Origin of the sequence: Roseomonas sp. FDAARGOS_362 (genome assembly GCF_002754815.1) — a bacterium.
Taxonomy (GTDB): Bacteria; Pseudomonadota; Alphaproteobacteria; order Acetobacterales; family Acetobacteraceae; genus Roseomonas; species Roseomonas mucosa.
Genome location: NZ_CP024588.1, coordinates 2,154,431 through 2,171,391, shown reverse-complemented (window position 1 = coordinate 2,171,391; position 16,961 = coordinate 2,154,431). Strand labels below are relative to the sequence as shown.

General features: G+C 69.9%; 12 protein-coding genes. 5 read left to right on the top strand and 7 right to left on the bottom strand.

All coding sequences use genetic code 11. From position 1 onward, the window contains the following. From sucD to CTJ15_RS14745, 4 genes are all read left to right on the top strand, one after another. Positions 1-891, top strand: a complete 891-nt coding sequence (sucD, locus tag CTJ15_RS14760; protein ID WP_019460869.1) for a succinate--CoA ligase subunit alpha — start codon at positions 1-3, stop codon at positions 889-891. Between the two features lie 237 nt (positions 892-1,128). Then, positions 1,129-4,011, top strand: coding sequence for a 2-oxoglutarate dehydrogenase E1 component (locus tag CTJ15_RS14755; protein WP_019460870.1), 2,883 nt, complete (start codon positions 1,129-1,131; stop codon positions 4,009-4,011). A 22-nt stretch (positions 4,012-4,033) separates the two neighbouring features. Next, positions 4,034-5,284 (top strand): 2-oxoglutarate dehydrogenase complex dihydrolipoyllysine-residue succinyltransferase, encoded by a 1,251-nt coding sequence (odhB, locus tag CTJ15_RS14750; protein WP_058389925.1) that lies wholly within the window; start codon positions 4,034-4,036, stop codon positions 5,282-5,284. A 194-nt stretch (positions 5,285-5,478) separates the two neighbouring features. Beyond that, positions 5,479-6,801 carry an LLM class flavin-dependent oxidoreductase gene (locus CTJ15_RS14745; protein WP_037250408.1) on the top strand — a complete coding sequence of 441 codons (1,323 nt, stop codon included), beginning with the start codon at positions 5,479-5,481 and terminating at the stop codon, positions 6,799-6,801. A gap of 397 nt (positions 6,802-7,198) precedes the next feature. Here the strand turns inward: CTJ15_RS14745 and CTJ15_RS14740 are convergent, their stop codons facing one another. The 7 genes from CTJ15_RS14740 to CTJ15_RS14710 form a co-directional block, all read right to left on the bottom strand. Further along, a complete protein-coding gene (locus tag CTJ15_RS14740) occupies positions 7,199-8,176 on the bottom strand; it encodes an ABC transporter ATP-binding protein (protein ID WP_019460873.1) in 978 nt (325 codons plus the stop codon). Further along, positions 8,173-9,207 carry an ABC transporter ATP-binding protein gene (locus CTJ15_RS14735; protein ID WP_076970237.1) on the bottom strand — a complete coding sequence of 345 codons (1,035 nt, stop codon included), beginning with the start codon at positions 9,205-9,207 and terminating at the stop codon, positions 8,173-8,175. The genes CTJ15_RS14740 and CTJ15_RS14735 overlap by 4 nt, the downstream gene beginning before the upstream one ends. After that, positions 9,204-9,998: an ABC transporter permease gene (locus CTJ15_RS14730; RefSeq protein ID WP_058389661.1), complete on the bottom strand. Its 795-nt coding sequence runs from the start codon at positions 9,996-9,998 to the stop codon at positions 9,204-9,206. Before CTJ15_RS14730 ends, CTJ15_RS14735 begins: the two co-directional genes overlap by 4 nt. Further along, on the bottom strand, positions 9,995-10,939 hold the full coding sequence (locus CTJ15_RS14725) for an ABC transporter permease (RefSeq protein WP_216348999.1): 945 nt from the start codon (positions 10,937-10,939) through the stop codon (positions 9,995-9,997). Before CTJ15_RS14725 ends, CTJ15_RS14730 begins: the two co-directional genes overlap by 4 nt. Before the next feature lie 7 nt (positions 10,940-10,946). After that, positions 10,947-12,581 carry an ABC transporter substrate-binding protein gene (locus tag CTJ15_RS14720; protein WP_058389662.1) on the bottom strand — a complete coding sequence of 545 codons (1,635 nt, stop codon included), beginning with the start codon at positions 12,579-12,581 and terminating at the stop codon, positions 10,947-10,949. 145 nt (positions 12,582-12,726) lie between these two features. Further along, the gene (locus tag CTJ15_RS14715; RefSeq protein ID WP_037250407.1) at positions 12,727-14,034 is read right to left on the bottom strand and encodes an MFS family transporter; all 1,308 of its coding nucleotides are present in this window, start codon (positions 14,032-14,034) and stop codon (positions 12,727-12,729) included. 180 nt (positions 14,035-14,214) lie between these two features. Next, a complete protein-coding gene (locus CTJ15_RS14710; RefSeq protein ID WP_058389663.1) occupies positions 14,215-15,153 on the bottom strand; it encodes a metal ABC transporter substrate-binding protein in 939 nt (312 codons plus the stop codon). 355 nt (positions 15,154-15,508) lie between these two features. Here CTJ15_RS14710 and lpdA point away from each other — a divergent pair, with 355 nt between their 5' ends. Further along, positions 15,509-16,900, top strand: coding sequence for a dihydrolipoyl dehydrogenase (gene lpdA, locus CTJ15_RS14705; protein WP_019460880.1), 1,392 nt, complete (start codon positions 15,509-15,511; stop codon positions 16,898-16,900). Positions 16,901-16,961 lie beyond the last annotated feature (61 nt).

The window sequence follows — 16,961 nt, the reverse complement described above, 5'->3', positions numbered from 1 at the left end:
ATGGCTATCCTCGTCGACAAGCACACCAAGGTGATGACCCAGGGGTTCACCGGGTCGCAGGGCACCTTCCACGCCGAGCAGGGCATCGCCTACGGCACCAACTACGTGGGCGGCGTGACCCCGGGCAAGGGCGGGCAGACCCATATCGGCCTGCCCGTCTTCAACACGGTGGCCGAGTGCGTGGAGAAGACGGGCGCCGATGCCTCCGTCATCTACGTGCCGCCGCCGTTTGCCGCCGACTCGATCCTGGAGGCCATCGCCGCCGAGGTCCCGCTGATCGTCTGCATCACCGAGGGCATCCCGGTGCTGGACATGGTCAAGGTCAAGCGCGCCCTGGACGGTTCCAAGTCCCGCCTGATCGGGCCGAACTGCCCGGGCGTGATCACCCCGGAAGCCTGCAAGATCGGCATCATGCCGGGCTACATCCACAAGCGCGGCTCGGTGGGCGTGGTCTCCCGCTCCGGCACCCTGACCTATGAGGCGGTGGCGCAGACCACGGCCGCGGGCCTCGGCCAGTCCACCTGCGTGGGCATCGGCGGCGACCCGGTGAAGGGCACGGACTTCCTGGACGTTCTCCAGATGTTCCTGGCGGACCCCGAGACCAAGCAGATCGTGATGATCGGCGAGATCGGCGGCCAGTCGGAGATCATCGCGGCCGAGTTCCTGGGCCAGGAGAACAAGCCCGGCTCCAGCAACTACAAGCCGGTCGTGGGCTTCATCGCCGGCGCCACGGCGCCTCCGGGCCGCCGCATGGGCCATGCCGGCGCGGTGATCTCGGGCGGCAAGGACACCGCCGAGGCCAAGATGGATGCCATGCGTTCCGCCGGCATCTTCGTGGCCGACAGCCCGGCCGCGCTGGGCTCGACCATGATGAAGGCCATCAAGGGCTGAACCGTCCGGCCTGAACCGCTCCGGGGCCCGGCCCCGGGGCACTTCCCTTTTCGGGGAACCCCCGCGGCCGGGGGGCGGGACCTTCTTCCGCAACGCGGGCCTGATCCGCCTGTCGCGGGTGCCATCCTCCGGCCATGGTCACTATGTTTACGGACGTCGCCGCAGTATAGCGGCGGCGTTCTTGCATGTCGTCAGCCGGCTGGCCCGACGGAGGGTCGGCTCGCAGGAGGAAGACCGATGCCTGGTGTGGACATCCTCGCGACCGCGATGACGGGGGCGAATGCCGCCTTCCTCGCGGATCTCTACGCGCGTTGGGTGGAGAAGCCCGACAGCGTCGATCCGTCCTTCCAGGAGCTCTTCGCGGCCCTGAACGACGATGCCCGCGCCGTGCTGGAGGATGCCTCCGGCGCCTCCTGGGCCCCGCGCCCGCGCGGCGGCTTCGCCCCGGAGGAGCCCGCCCCGGCCCCGGCAAAGGGCGGCAAGGGTGCCGCCCCGGCGGCGGCCCCGGGCGCCAGCCGCCAGGAAGTGCTCGATTCGCTGCGCGCCCTGATGCTGATCCGCGTCTATCGCGTGCGCGGCCATCTGGAGGCCGACCTCGATCCGCTGGGCCTTCAGAAGAAGAAGGCTCATGCCGAGCTCGACCCGGCCAGCTACGGCTTCACCGAGGCCGACTACGACCGCCCGATCTTCATCAACGGCGCGCTGGGCCGCGAGACCGCCACGCTGCGCGAGATCATGGCGACCCTCCGCGCCTCATACTGCGGTTCGATCGGCACCGAGTTCATGCACATCCAGGACCCGGACCAGAAGGCCTGGATCCAGAGCCGCATCGAGGGCGCGCCCTGGAAGGCCAGGGATGCCTTCAGCAAGGCCGAGAAGGCCGCGATCCTGGAGGACCTGACCGAGGCCGAGGGCTGGGAAGCCTTCTGCGCCAAGAAGTATGTCGGCACCAAGCGCTTCGGCCTGGAGGGTGGCGAGGCCACCATCCCGGCGGTGCAGGCGGTGATCGAGACAGGCGCCAAGGACGGCGTCAACGAGGTGGTGATCGGCATGGCCCATCGCGGCCGCCTGAACACGCTCGTGAACGTGGTGCGCAAGCCCTACGTCCAGCTCTTCTCCGAGTTCAAGGGCGGCTCCGCCAACCCGGACTCGGTGCAGGGTTCGGGCGACGTGAAGTACCACCTGGGCACCTCCACCGACATCGAGATCGAGGGCCGCAAGGTCCATCTCTCGCTGCAGCCGAACCCCTCCCACCTGGAATGCGTCGATCCGGTCGTGGCCGGCAAGGTGCGGGCGCGCCAGGACATGGCGGGCGACACCAAGAGCCGGAAGTCCGTGATGGGCATCCTGCTGCACGGCGACGCGGCCTTCGCCGGCCAGGGCGTGGTCTATGAGACCCTGGCGATGAGCCAGCTCATCGGCTACCGCACCGGCGGCACGGTGCATGTCGTGACCAACAACCAGATCGGCTTCACCACCACCCCGGCGCATGCCTATTCCGGCCTCTACTGCACGGACGTGGCCAAGTCGGTGCAGGCGCCGATCCTGCACGTGAACGGCGACGATGCCGAGGCCGTGGTCTTCGCCGCGCGCCTCTGCACCGAATTCCGCCAGCAGTTCGCGGTGGATGTGGTGCTCGACATCGTCTGCTATCGCCGCCATGGCCACAACGAGACGGACGAGCCGGCCTTCACCCAGCCGCTGATGTATGCCCGCATCAAGGAAACCCCGACGGCGCGCGCCAAGTACGCGAAGCAGCTCGTCGAGGAGGGCTCGCTGGCCGAGGCCGACGTGCAGGGCATGCTCGACGCCTACAACGCCAAGCTGGAGGACGCCTTCCAGGCCTCGGCGAGCTTCAAGCCGAACAAGGCCGACTGGCTGGAAGGCCACTGGGCCGGGCTGAAGGCCCCGACCGACGAGACCGCCGATTCCGAGTACGAGACCGCAGTGTCCCTCGACACGCTGCGCGAGGTGGGCGGCGCCCTGGCCCGGGTGCCGGCCGAATTCAACGTGAACCCGAAGATCGCCCGCCAGCTCGAGGCCAAGAAGAACGCCATCGAGACCGGCGAGGGCATCGACTGGGCAACCGGCGAGGCCCTGGCCTTCGGCAGCCTGCTGCTGGACGGACACCGTGTGCGCCTGTCCGGCGAGGATGTGCAGCGCGGCACCTTCTCGCAGCGGCATTGCGTGCTGATCGACCAGAAGGACCAGTCCGAATACGTCCCGCTGAACAACATCCGCGAGGGTCAGCCACGTTTCGACGCCTTCAACTCACTGCTCTCCGAGTTCGGCGTGATGGGCTTCGACTACGGCTACTCGCTGGCCGACCCGCAGACGCTGGTGCTCTGGGAGGGCCAGTTCGGCGACTTCGCCAATGGCGCGCAGGTGATCATCGACCAGTTCATCGCCTCGGCCGAAACGAAGTGGCTGCGCATGTCCGGCCTCGTGCTGCTGCTGCCGCACGGCTATGAGGGCCAGGGTCCGGAGCATTCCTCCGCCCGGCTGGAGCGCTACCTGCAGCTCTGCGCCGAGAACAACATGCGCGTGGTGAACATCACCACCCCGGCCAACTACTTCCATGCCCTGCGCCGGCAGATGAAGGCCAACTACCGCAAGCCGCTGGTGCAGATGACGCCGAAGTCGCTGCTGCGCCACAAGCTGGCGGTGAGCAGCCTGAGCGAGTTCGGCCCCGGCACCGGCTTCCGCGCCGTGATCCCCGAGATCGACGCGATCGCGCCGGAGGAGGAGGTCAAGCGCGTCGTGCTCTGCACGGGCAAGGTCTATTACGACCTGCTGCAGGCGCGCCGCGACGCCGGGGCGAAGGATGTCGCCATCGTCCGGGTGGAGCAGATGTATCCCTTCCCGGCGAAGGCCCTGGCCACCGTCCTCGCGCCCTACAAGAAGGCCGAGGTGATCTGGTGCCAGGAGGAGCCGGAGAACATGGGGGCCTGGACCTTCATGGATCGGCGCCTGGAGAAGGTGCTGAAGGGCCTGGACATCGCGGCCAAGCGGCCGGACTACGTGGGCCGTGCCATCGCGGCGAGCCCGGCCACCGGCTTGGCGAAGACGCATGCAGAGCAGCAGCAGGCCCTGGTGGGGCAGGCTCTCGCCCTTTCCTGACGAGACGGAACGAGAAGAATCCATGAGCGATATCCTGGTCCCCACCCTGGGCGAGAGCGTCAGCACCGCGACCGTGGCGCGCTGGCTGAAGAAGGCCGGCGAGGCGGTGAAGGCTGACGAGCCGCTGGTGGAGCTGGAGACCGACAAGGTCACGGTCGAGGTCAACGCGCCGGAAGCCGGCGTGCTGGAGGCGATCGCCGCCGACGAGGGCGCCGAGGTCGAGGTCGGCGCGCTGCTGGGCTCCATCGCCGCGGGCTCCGGCGCCACGGCCGCCAAGCCGGCGGCCGCCTCCGCCGCCGCGCCGGCGGCCCCGAAGGTCGAGGAGCCGCGCCCGGCTTCCGGCCCCGTGTCCCGCCCGGGCGGCGTCGAGACGCCGACCAAGGGGGGTGGTGAGCACGCGCCGCTGCCGGCCGCCGCCAAGATGATGGCGGAGAAGGGCGTCTCCGCCGAGCAGATCGGCGCCGGCTCGGCCAAGGACGGCCGTATCGCGAAGGGCGACGTGCAGGCCTTCCTGAACCGTCCGGCCTCCGAGCCGGCGAAGCCCGCCGCGCCGAAGGCGCCGCGCGCGCCGCAGGCGGGCGAGGAGCGGGTGAAGATGACCCGCCTGCGCAAGACCATCGCCAACCGGCTGAAGGAGGCGCAGAACACCGCCGCCATGCTGACCACCTTCAACGAGGTGGACATGTCGGCCGTGATGGCGCTGCGCGCCGAGTACAAGGACGCCTTCGAGAAGAAGCAGGGCACCAAGCTCGGCTTCATGTCCTTCTTCGTGAAGGCCTGTGTCGCCGCCCTTCAGGAATGGCCGGCGGTGAACGCGGAGATCGACGGCGACGACGTCGTCTACAAGAACTTCGTGAACATGGGCATCGCGGTCGGCGGGCCGAACGGCCTCGTCGTGCCGGTGCTGCGCAACGCGCAGGAGCTGTCCTTCGCGGAGATCGAGAAGGCGATCTCCGGCTTCGGCAAGCGTGCCCGTGACGGCCAGCTGAAGCTGGAGGAGCTGGCCGGCGGCTCCTTCACCATCACCAATGGCGGCATCTACGGCTCGCTGATGAGCACGCCGATCCTGAACCCGCCGCAGTCGGGCATCCTGGGCATGCACAAGATCCAGGAGCGCCCGATGGCGGTGGGCGGCAAGATCGAGATCCGTCCGATGATGTACCTGGCGCTGAGCTACGACCACCGGATCGTGGACGGCAAGGAGGCGGTGAGCTTCCTGGTCCGCGTGAAGGAAGGCATCGAGGACCCGCGCCGCCTGATGCTGGGCCTCTGAGGCCGACGCCGCCGGGGCAATGCCCCGGTGGATGCGAGGAAGGAGGGCGGGAGCTTCGGCTCCCGCCCTTTTTTCATGGCTGGCGCCGCCGCGCGGGGCTCCGGCGGCGCCATGGCTGGAAAGACGGTGGGCACGTCTCCAGATCCCCGGGGAACCGACCGGCAATCCCGCCGGATCGGGCGGGGGAATCCTCAATGGCCCGACAGTTGCACCTGGGCGCCTTCATGCGCCCCGTGGCCATCCACACCGGTGCCTGGCGCTATCCTGGCGCCTGGCCGGACGCGAACTTCAACTTCGCGCATCTGCGCCATCTCGCGCGCCGGCTGGAGGAGGCGAAGTTCGACGCCTTCTTCATGGCGGATCATCTGGCCGTGCTGGACATGCCGGTGGATGCGCTGAAGCGCAGCCACACCGTCACCTCCTTCGAGCCCTTCACGCTGCTGTCCGCCCTGGCGGGCGCGACGGAGCGGATCGGGCTGGTGGCGACCGCCTCGACCACCTTCGACGAGCCCTATCACATCGCCCGGCGCTTCGCCTCCCTCGACCATCTCAGCGGCGGCAGGGCGGGGTGGAACATCGTCACCACCGCGAATCCAGATGCGGCGCTGAATTTCGGTCAGGACACGCAGATGGAGCACGATGCGCGCTATGACCGTGCGCGCGAGTTCTACGATGTGGTCACCGGCCTCTGGGACAGTTTCGCCGACGATGCCTTCCTCCGCGATGCGGAAAGCGGGATCTATTTCGACCCGGCACGGATGCATGTGCTGAACCATCACGGACCCCATCTGAATGTACGCGGGCCGCTGAACATCGCGCGGCCGGTGCAGGGCTGGCCGGTCATCGTGCAGGCGGGCGCTTCCGAGGCGGGGCGGCAGCTTGCGGCCGAGACGGCGGAGGTGGTGTTCGGGGCCTCGCCGAATCTGGAAGCCGGCAAGAGCTTCTACCGCGACGTGAAGGGCCGCATGGAGGCACTGGGGCGCGACCCGGACCACCTGAAGATCCTTCCCGCGGCCTTCCTCGTCGTGGCCGACAGCATCGAGGAGGCGCAGGAGGAGCGTCGCCGGCTGGATTCCCTGGTGCATTACGACAGCGGCATCGCCTCGCTGAACGGGATGCTGGGCCATGACGTTTCCGGCTACGACCCGGACGGGCCGCTGCCCGAGATCCCCGAGACCAATGCCAGCCGCAGCGCGCGGGAGCGGATGGTCGAGCTGGCGCGGCGGGAGAACCTCACGATCCGGCAGCTCGCCCAGCGGGCCGGCAGCTATGCGGGGCTCGCCTTCGTCGGCACGCCGCGCAGCGTCGCGGACGAGATGGAGCAGTGGCTCGTGGAGCGTGGCTCCGACGGGTTCAACGTCATGTTCTCCTGGCTGCCCGGCGGGCTGGAGGCGGTGGTGCGGAAGCTGGTGCCGGAACTGCAGCGGCGCGGAATCTTCCGGCGCGACTATGCGGGGCAGACGTTGCGCGAGCATCTGGGCCTGCCACGGCCGGGGAACCGGTTCTTTCCGGGTTGAGTGGCCGGGTTCCGGCGGGAATGCGGGATCCGGCGCCGTGCTGCCGGGCTGGCCCCGGGGAAGAGGCTCCGCCTCTCCGCCCGGCCCCCCTCTCCGCTGGGGACATGAGCATGTCCCCAGACCCCGGCTTGAGTTGGCGCCGGTGGTGGCCGTCAGTTCCAAGGGACGAGCCGGCAGGGCTGGCGGACACAGTGGGGTGCCGGAAACGGCACCGGGTGGCACCCGCAGTTGCCGGAGAGCCATGCTCTCCGGCGCGATCTGGCGGCAGTGCGAGCCAACTGACGGCAGGTCCAGGAGCCACCGGCTCCTGGCGGATGGGGGTTACGGGGGAAGGCGGAGCCTTTACCCCGGGCCAGAGGCACAACGGCGGCCCATTCCGGCACGAGCTGCGGCGGCTCTATCCCGGGAAGTGGCAGGCCACCGGCCAGGGTCCCTGGCGGACGGTCAGCTCCGGCACATCCGCCGAGCAGCGCGGGAACTGAGCGATCGGGCAGCGGGTGTGGAAGGCGCAGCCGGAGGGCGGGGCGAGGGGGCTCGGCACCTCGCCCGAGATCGGCGCCGGGCGCGGGGCGGCGGAGGGGTCGAGGCGGGGCACGGCGGACAGCAGGGCGCGGGTATAGGGATGGCGGGGCGCAGCGAAGAGGCGGCGGGTCGGGCCTTCCTCCACCACCTTGCCCAGGTACATCACCACCACGCGCTCGGAGAGGTGGCGCACCAGCCGCAGGTCATGGGTGATGAAGACCAGGGTAAGGCCCAGCCGCTCGCGCAGCTCGGCGAAGAGGTTCACCACGCCGGCCTGCACGGAAACGTCGAGGGCCGAGACCGGCTCGTCGGCCACGATCATCTCCGGCTCCACCGCCAGGGCGCGGGCGATGCCGATGCGCTGCCGCTGGCCGCCGGAGAATTCGTGCGGCCGGCGCGAGGCGGCCTCGGGCGGCAGGTTCACCGAGGCCAGGAGCTCCGCCACCCGCCCGGCGATCTGCGGGACCGGCACGATGCCGTGGACGCGCAGCGCCTCGCCCAGCGTCTCGCCCACGGTCAGGCGCGGGTTCAGGGAGGTGTGCGGATCCTGGAACACCATCTGCGCGCGGCGGTGGAAGCGTCGGCGGGTGGCTCCGCGCAGGGCGGCCAGATCGTCGCCGCCGAAGCTCACCTGCCCGCCATCGGGAGAATCCAGCCCGACCAGCAGGCGGGCCAGGGTGGACTTGCCGCAGCCGGATTCGCCGACGATGCCCAGCACCTCGCCCCGACGCACCGCGAGCGACACGCCGCGCAGCGCCTGCACGCGCCCGCCCCGTGGTGCCCTGAAGCTGCGCGTCGCCTCGCTGACGCGGAGCAGCACCTCCGGCGGCGTGAACTGGAGGACGGCGCTCATCGGTCCTGCTCCATCCATCGCGGCGGCAGGAGATCGGCGGCGAGGCAGGCGGCCAGATGGTCCGGCTCCACCGATTCCAGCGCCGGCACGCCGGCCTCGCAGCCCGCCATCCGCCAGGTGCAGCGGGGGGCGAAGGCGCAGCCCGGCGGCATCCGCAGCGGCGAGGGTGGCGTGCCGGGCACGGGGCTGAGGCGGCCGCCCTCGTTTTCCTCGCCGGGCATGGCACCGAGCAGGGCGGCGGTGTAGGCGTGGCGCGGATGGGCGAAGAGGCCGGCGGCGGGGCCGCTTTCCACCACCCGCCCGGCATACATCACCGAGACCCGGTCGCAGGTCTCGGCCACCACGCCCAGGTCGTGCGTGACCAGGATCATGGCCATGCGGTGCTCCTCCACCAGGCGGCGCAGCAGGCGCAGGATGCCGTCCTGCACCGTGACGTCGAGCGCCGTGGTGGGCTCGTCGGCCAGCAGCAGCCGGGGGCCGGGGGCCAGGGCGATGGCGATCATCGCGCGCTGGCGCATGCCGCCGGAGAATTCATGCGGGTAGGAGCCCAGGCGCTCGCGCGGGCTGGGGATGCCGACCTCGGCCAGGAGCTGCTCCGCCCGCTCCCGCCGCGCCGCGCGGCCGAGGCGCGGGAAATGCGCCTGCAGGCTTTCGTCGATCTGCGCGCCCACGGTCATCACCGGGTTCAGTGCCAGCCCGGGCTCCTGGAAGATCATCGCGACCTCCCGCCCCCGCACCTGCTGCAAGGCGCGGGGCGGCAGGGCCAGGAGGTTCCGGCCATTCCACAGCACCTCGCCGGCGATGCGGGCCTTGGGCGGCAGCAGGCCGGGGATGGCGCGCAGGGACACGCTCTTGCCGCTGCCGCTCTCGCCCACCAGCCCCAGGATCTCGCCCGGCGCCACGGCGAGGTCGACGCCGTGCACGATCGGCAGCGGCCCCATGGCGACGCGCAGGCCGCGCACCCGCAGCCCCTCGCCGGTGGCGGGCGCGGCGGCGGATGCGGGCGGCGTCAGGGTTCCCGCCGCCGTCAACGCCGGATGTCCATGCGGTCCGCCAGCCCATCGCCCAGGAGCGAGAAGCCGAGGCCGCAGATCACCACGGCGACGCCGGGGAAGAGCGCGATCCAGGGCGCCTGGGTCAGGAAGTTCTTGCCGTCCGCCACCAGCACGCCCCATTCGGCCTCCGGCGGCTGTGCGCCCAGGCCGAGATAGCCGAGCGAGGAACCGAGCAGGATGGCCAGCGCCATGTCGGAGACGGCATAGGCGAGGACCGGCCGCACCGCATTGGGCAGGACGTGGCGGCCCAGGATGCGCGCGGTGCCGTAGCCCAGGCCGCGCGCCGCCGAGATGTGGTCGGTGGCGGCGACCACCGCGACCTCGCCCCGCATCAGGCGGGCATAGGGGACCCAGCCGGCGATGGCGATGGCGATGTACATGTTGGTCAGGCCCGGGCCGAGTACCGCGACGATGGCGATCACCAGCACCAGGAAGGGAAAGGTGACCACGAGGTCCATGGCGCGGCCCAGCAGCGTGTCGGCGATGCCACCGAGATAGCCCGCCATCAGGCCCAGGAAGCCGCCGACGACCATCGGTCCGGCCACGGCGAGCACGGCGATCTCCAGGTCCACCCGCGCGGCCCAGACGGTGCGGGACAGTACGTCGCGGCCGAACTGGTCTGTGCCGAAGGGGTGCTCCCAGGAGGGCGGGGCCATCAGCGCGTTGTAGTCGAAGAAGAGCGGGTCGAAAGGGGCGATGAGCTGCGGCACCAGGGCGCAGAGCACCACGATGCCGAGGATCGCGCCGCCGAGGGCCAGCGCCCTCATGAGCGCCTCCGCTGCGTGGCGCGCGGATCGAGCCAGGCGACGGTGAGGTCGGTCGCCAGGAAGGTCAGCGAGACCAGCACCGCCAGCACCAGGGTCAGCCCCTGCACCACCGGGTAGTCGCGGGCGAAGATGCTGTCCACCATCAGCCGCCCCACGCCTGGGATGGCGAAGACGCTCTCGGTGATCACCGCGCCGCCCAGCAGCCCGCCGATCTGCAAGCCGACCAGGGAGACCGTGGCCGCCGCCGCGGGACGCAGGACATGGGAGCGCATCACCACGGATTCCGGCAGGCCCTTGGAGCGGGCGAAGGCCACATGCTCCGCCCGCAGCGTGCCGAGCAGCGAGGCGCGCAGCGAGCGCGTCGCCACGGCGGTGAAGGAAAGGGCCAGCGTCAGGGCGGGGAGGAAGAGGTGGTAGATGTGTTCCAGCGGCGTGTCGCCATAGCCGCCCACCGGGAAGATCCGCCACTGCGCCGCGAAGAGGGTGAGCAGCAGCAGGCCCAGGAAGAAGATCGGCGCGCTGAGGCCGACCTGGAGGCCGCTGCGCACCGCCACATCCTCCCACCGCCCGGCGCGCAGCGCGGCGATGAAGGCGAGCGGCAGGCTGAGCAGCAGCGACAGGATGATCGCCATCAGTGTCAGCAGCAGCGTGGCCGGCAGGCGCTCCGCCACCAGTTGCAGCACCGGCACGCGGGCGCCGATCGACATGCCCAGGTTGCCTTGCGCCAGCAGCGTCACATAGGACCAGAGCTGTTCCGGCACCGAGCGGTCCAGCCCCAGCTCGGCGGTGAGGCGCGCCACGGCCTCGTCGGTGCCGCGTTCCCCCAGCATGGCCGAGACGGCGTCGCCCGGCATGGCGCGCGCCAGGAAGAAGACCGCGACCACCGCCAAAGCGAGGGTCGGCAGCATCTGGCCGATGCGGCGCAGGGCATAGCGCAGCACCGGCGGCTCAGCGCTGGACCGCGGCTTCCACGAAAAGGTTGTTGCCCAGCGGGATCTGCACGAAGCCGGTGGCCTGCTTGCGGAAGGCGACCGGATAGGGCGTCTCGTAGAGGAAGAGGATCGGCGCGGCCTCGGCGTAGGTCTTCTGGATCTCCTGGTACATCGCGGTGCGCTTCTCCAGGTCCGTCTCCTTGCTGCTGGCGAGGTAGAGCTCGTCCAGCTTCGGGTTCTGGTAGCCGGAGCGCACATTCTCCACATTCGGGTAGTAGGCGAAGTAGGAGGTGATCTGCGCCGGGTCGGCGATGTCGTTGGTCCAGAGCGCGGTGCGGAGCTGGAAGTCGCCGGCGCGGTAGCGGGCGACCTTGGTGGCGTTGTCGAGCTGCTCGATCGTCACCTTGATCCGGATCGCGGCCAGCATCTGCTGGATCGCGGTCAGGTCGTTCACGTCGTCCTGGTTGCCGGAGATGGTCTGGCAGGTCACCTCGAAGCCCTCGGCATAGCCCGCCTCGGCCATCAGCGCCTTGGCCTTGGCGAGGTCGTAGGGGTAGAGGGCGCCCGAGGCCGGGCCGCTGAACAGCGGCGTGGTGGAGGACATGAAGGAGCGCATGGGCTTGCCCAGCCCCTGCGTGGTGATCGCGATGATCGCGTCCTTGTTCACCGCGTGGTTGATGGCCTGGCGCACCCGCACATCGGCCATCGGGTTCTTCCGGCCCTTGTATTCCGGGCGGCAGTTGAGCCCGACATAGCGCACGCGGGTCGAGGGCCAGAGCTCCATCCGCATGGCCGGGTCGGCCTGCAGCTCCTTCACCCGGGCATAGGGGACGAATTCCGTGCCATCCAGCTCGCCGGCCTTCAGCTTCAGCAGGCGGGTGGCGTCGTCGGGCACGATGTCGAAGCGGAGCTCATCCAGATAGGGCAGCGGCTTGCCGTCCGCGGCCACGCGCCAGTGATGCGGGTTGCGCTTCAGCAGCATGGTCTGGCCACGCTGCCAGGAGGCCAGCACGAAGGGGCCGGTGCCGACAGGCTTCTCGGCGAAGGCCTTCATCTTGTCTTCCACCGTGGCGCCGGGCGCGGCCTCGACCAGCTTCTGCGGCATGATGCCCGTGTTGAAGGTGGCGAGTGCCGCCAGCAGCGTGGCGTCGGGGTGGCCGAGGCGGATCGTGACCTTTCCTTCGCCCGGCTCCACGGCCTTGATCGAGCCGATCAGGTCCTTCCAGGCGCCGGTGCCGCGGGCGCGGTCGAGCGACCAGGCCACATCCGCCGGGGTCAGGTCGCTGCCATCGGCGAACTTCACGCCGGGGCGGAGCGTCAGCTCCAGGGCGAGCCTGTCGTCGCTCCATTTCCATTCCGTGGCCAGGCCGGGCTGCAGCCCCTTGCCGTCCGGGGTGGGGGAGAGGAGCGTGTCGAAGAGGTTGGTGAGGACCCAGATGTCGGCATTCAGCTCGGTGGTCACCGGGTCCAGGAACTGGCTGTCGGTGTAGCGGCCGAAGGCCATGCGGCCGCCGCGGATGGCCGAGGAAGGCGCCCCGGGTCCCCCCGCCGCCTGGGCCAGGGCCTGTCCCGGAAGGGCCGGGGCGGCCACGGCCAGCGTCGCGAAGCCGGCCAGGAGGGAGCGTCGGGTCAGTTCGAGGGCGTCGGTCATCCGGGGGCTTTCCTGGGTTGCCCCTAGGCTGTCCCCCGGATGGCGCGGGTGTCAACGCGCCGCGCCGCCTCGTTTCCCAAGGGTTTTCAAGGTGCCCGGCCCAGGCTGCACAGGATCTGTGCAGCCCGGCCCCAGGCATTGGCAGTCAGCGGCCGGCTTCGTCCCGCATGAAGCCCTTCTTCTGCATGTCGGGCATCAGGATCACCGAGACCAGGGCGACCACGAGCATGATGGTGACGTACCAGCCGAAATAGCTCTCCACCCCGGCATTCTTGAAGCTGAGGGCGACGTATTCCGCCGAGCCGCCGAAGATCGCGTTGCCGATGGCATAGGAGAGGCCGACGCCCAGCGCCCGGACCTCGGCGGGAAAGAGTTCTGCCTTCAGCACGCCGCTGATGGAGGTGTAGCAGCTGATGACGGCCAGGGCGATCAGCAGCAGGCCCAGCGCGACGAGGGGAGAGGAAGCGGTGCCCAGGGCGTTCAGCAGCGGGATGGTGGTGAGGATGCCCGCCACGCCATAGACCAGCAGCAGGTTCTTGCGGCCGAAACGGTCCGAGATGGCACCGAAGATCGGCTGCATGCACATGTAGAGGAAGAGCGCCGCCGTCATCACGAGGCTCACGGTCTTCACCGGGAAGCCGGTCGTGTTGACCAGGTATTTCTGCATGTAGGTGGTGAAGGTGTAGAAGGGCAGGCTGCCGCCGGCGGTGAGGCCCAGCACCGTCAGGAAGGAGCGCGGGTGGGCGAGCAGCGCGCGCAGCGTGCCGGCGCCCTTGGCGCTGCGCGTCTTCTCCGTCGAGGTCTCGTGCAGCGAGCGGCGCAGGTAGAGGGCGATCACCGCCGTGGCGGCGCCGATCAGGAAGGGGACGCGCCAGCCCCAGGCGCGCATCTGGTCGGCCGTGATCAGCATCTCCAGGATCACCACCACCAGCACGGCGAGGAGCTGGCCGCCGATCAGCGTCACGTACTGGAAGGAGGAATAGAAGCCGCGGTTCTTCGAGGTCGCGACCTCGCTCATATAGGTCGCGACGGTGCCGTATTCGCCGCCCACGGAGAGGCCCTGGGTCATGCGGGCGAGCAGCAGCAGGAGAGGCGCCGCGATGCCGATGCTGTCATAGGTCGGCAGGATCGCGATCACCAGCGAGCCGCCGCACATCATGAGCACGGAGACCAGCATCGAGAACTTCCGCCCCTTGCGGTCGCCGAGGCGGCCGAAGAACCAGCCGCCGATCGGGCGCATCAGGAAGCCGATGGCGAAGACGGCGGCCGCCTGGAGCAGCGCCACCGTCTGGTTGCCGCTGGGAAAGAAGGCATGCGCGAAGTACAGCGCGGTGAAGGCGTAGGTGTAGAAGTCGTACCACTCGACCAGGTTGCCGGAGGATGCGCCGACGATGGCCATGACGCGTTTGCGGACCTCATGAGGCTCGCCGACAACGATTCCGCTGCTATCCATCCGATCTCTCCTGTTCGAGCCAGGCCGTTTCCTTAGCGCGGATGCCGGGAGGGCCATAGGGCCGCGGCGGCAGGTCTATCTGATGAATGGGCAAGGCAGGCCGTCGCTTTCATGGATGCTCGTCCATGAAAGCGGCCCTTGCTTCGCCGGGGCCCGGCCCGTCGGGGACGTGTTCCGGCCTCAGGCGCCGCGCATCGCGGGCACCAGCAGGCCGACATTGTGCCGGAACATGGCCTCGTAGGTCGCGGCCGGGCCGTCCGGCGGCGAAAGGGAGTCGGAGAACAGCTCGCCCTGCACCTTGGCCCCGGCATCCCGGGCCAGGCGTTCCAGGAGCGCCGGGTTGGTCATGTTCTCGATGAAGACGGCGGTGACGTGCTTTGCCCGCACCTGCCGGATCAGCGCGGCGACCTGGGCGGCGGAGGGTTCGCTTTCCGTGCTCATGCCCTGGGGCGCCTCGAAGCGCACGCCATAGGCCGCGCCGAAATAGCCGAAGGCGTCATGGCTGGTCACGACGATGCGGCGCGCCTCCGGCACGGTCGCGACCTGTTCCCGCACCCAGGCATCCAGGCTGGCGAGGCGTTCCCGGAAGGCCGCGGCGTTGCGGCGGTAGAGATCGGCGCCCTCGGGGTCCGCCGCGGCGAGGGCTTCCGCGATGTTGCCGGCATAGGCCTGGCCGTTCCGGAGGTCCTGCCAGGCATGGGGATCGGTTGCCTCGTGGCTGTGGCCATGGCCTTCCTCCACCATCTTCCGCGGGGTCACGCCCTGGCTGGCCGTCGCGATCCGGGCCTTGGTGGCGGAGGAGCGGATCAGCCGGTCGAGCCACGGCTCGAAGCCGAGGCCGTTGCGGACCACGAGCCCGGCGGAGCGGATCGCCGCTGCATCGGAGGGGCGGGGCTGGTAGGTGTGGGAGTCGCCGCCGGGGCCGACCAGGGTATGGATGGCCACCCGGTCGCCGCCGACCTGACGCACCATGTCGCCCAGGATGGAGAAGGAGGCGACGACATCCAGCCGTGGCGCGGCGGACGGGGCGGCGGCCTGTGCCCGGGCGGAGCCGGGGGCGAGGAGGTTGCCCAGGGAAAGCAGGGCGGGGGCCAGGAGCAGGGTGGAGCGGCGTCGCATGGCGTGGCTTTCAAAACGTTATAACATCTCATAGCGCCGGCCTGTCCGAGGGGGCAAGGTGGGCGATCACGTCCCGGCCGCCATGATCACGGGGCTGGTCCAGCTCCGCTCCGGCTGCCCGGGCACCGCCCTGGGTTCCGCCTTGCCGCGCGGGGGGGCGATGCCGCTGGCCGCCGGACCCGTGCCCGGTGCATCCCTGGCTCCCGCCCACGGGCGCGGCGCCGGGCTGTTACGGCCCCCATCTGGCAGGATAAGCGGGGTCATGGCGTGTTCCTGGCGGGGCGCCCTTCAAGCCCGGCGCCAGCCCTGCTACGCCTGCCCGCAACGTCCACCTGACAGGATTGCAGCACCCATCATGTCTGAGAGCTTCGACGTTATCGTCATCGGCGCCGGTCCCGGCGGCTATGTCTGTGCCATCCGCGCCGCGCAGCTCGGCATGAAGGTGGCCTGTGTGGAGAAGCGGGCCACGCTGGGCGGCACCTGCCTGAACATCGGCTGCATCCCCTCCAAGGCGCTGCTGCAGTCCTCCGAGAACTACGAGGAGGCGGCGCACCACTTCGCCGACCACGGCATCGGCGTGGGGCAGCTCACGCTCGACCTCGCCCGCATGCAGGCCCGCAAGGGCGAGGTGGTCGGTGCCAACGTCAAGGGCGTCGAGTTCCTGTTCAAGAAGAACAAGGTCACCTGGCTGAAGGGCGCGGGCAGGATCACCGCCCCGGGCAAGGTCGAGGTCGAGGGCGCGACCTACGAGACGAAGAACATCATCATCGCCACCGGCTCCGACAGCGCACCCCTGAAGGGTGTCGAGGTGGACGAGAAGCAGATCGTCACCTCCACCGGTGCGCTGGAGCTGGAGAAGGTGCCGGGCCATCTCGTCGTCATCGGCGGCGGCGTGATCGGGCTGGAGCTGGGCTCCGTCTGGCGCCGCCTGGGCGCCGAGGTGACGGTGATCGAGTTCCTCGACCGCCTTGTGCCCGGCATGGATGGCGAGATCGCCAAGCAGTTCGAGCGCGTGCTGTCCAAGCAGGGCATCAAGTTCAAGCTGAAGAGCAAGGTGACCGGCGCCACCAAGGGCAAGGACGGCGTGACGCTGGCCGTGGAGCCTGCCGCCGGCGGCACCGCCGAGGAGATCAAGGCCGACGTCGTGCTGCTGGCCATCGGCCGCCGCCCCTATGTCGAGGGGCTGGGACTCGATGCCGCGGGCGTGGCGCTGGATGAACGGGGCCGGGTGAAGGTGGACGGGCATTTCGCCACCAATGTGCCCGGCATCTATGCCATCGGCGACGTGATCGCCGGCCCGATGCTGGCGCACAAGGCCGAGGAGGAGGGCGTCGCTGTCGCCGAGATCCTGGCCGGGCAGCATGGCCATGTGAACTACGCCGCCATTCCGGGCGTGGTCTATACTTGGCCGGAGGTGGCCTCGGTGGGCGAGACCGAGGAGACGCTGAAGGAGGCCGGGACGGCCTACAAGGTCGGCAAGTTCCCCTTCACCGCCAATGGCCGCGCCCGCGCCATGGGCACCACGGACGGGTTCGTGAAGATCCTGGCCGACAAGGAGACCGACCGCGTGCTCGGCGCCCATATCCTGGGGCCGGATGCGGGCACGCTGATCGCCGAGCTGGTGATGGCGATCGAGTTCGGCGCCTCGGCCGAGGATGTGGCGCGCATCTGCCACGCGCATCCCTCGCTGAACGAGGCGGTGAAGGAGGCGGCGCTGGCCGTGGACGGGCGGGCGCTGCATATCTGAGGCACCCCTCGGCTCTCCGGGCGGGAGGATTCCCGCCCGGGATCATGCGGCATTCCATAGG

Coding starts and splice junctions, on each gene's coding strand:
- lpdA (WP_019460880.1), top strand. CDS start 15,509: ATGTCTGAGAGCTTCGACGTTATCGTCATCGGCGCCGGTCCCGGCGGC.
- sucD (WP_019460869.1), top strand. CDS start 1: ATGGCTATCCTCGTCGACAAGCACACCAAGGTGATGACCCAGGGGTTC.
- CTJ15_RS14715 (WP_037250407.1), bottom strand. CDS start 14,034: ATGGATAGCAGCGGAATCGTTGTCGGCGAGCCTCATGAGGTCCGCAAA.
- CTJ15_RS14745 (WP_037250408.1), top strand. CDS start 5,479: ATGGCCCGACAGTTGCACCTGGGCGCCTTCATGCGCCCCGTGGCCATC.
- CTJ15_RS14730 (WP_058389661.1), bottom strand. CDS start 9,998: ATGAGGGCGCTGGCCCTCGGCGGCGCGATCCTCGGCATCGTGGTGCTC.
- odhB (WP_058389925.1), top strand. CDS start 4,034: ATGAGCGATATCCTGGTCCCCACCCTGGGCGAGAGCGTCAGCACCGCG.
- CTJ15_RS14720 (WP_058389662.1), bottom strand. CDS start 12,581: ATGACCGACGCCCTCGAACTGACCCGACGCTCCCTCCTGGCCGGCTTC.
- CTJ15_RS14755 (WP_019460870.1), top strand. CDS start 1,129: ATGCCTGGTGTGGACATCCTCGCGACCGCGATGACGGGGGCGAATGCC.
- CTJ15_RS14710 (WP_058389663.1), bottom strand. CDS start 15,153: ATGCGACGCCGCTCCACCCTGCTCCTGGCCCCCGCCCTGCTTTCCCTG.
- CTJ15_RS14740 (WP_019460873.1), bottom strand. CDS start 8,176: ATGAGCGCCGTCCTCCAGTTCACGCCGCCGGAGGTGCTGCTCCGCGTC.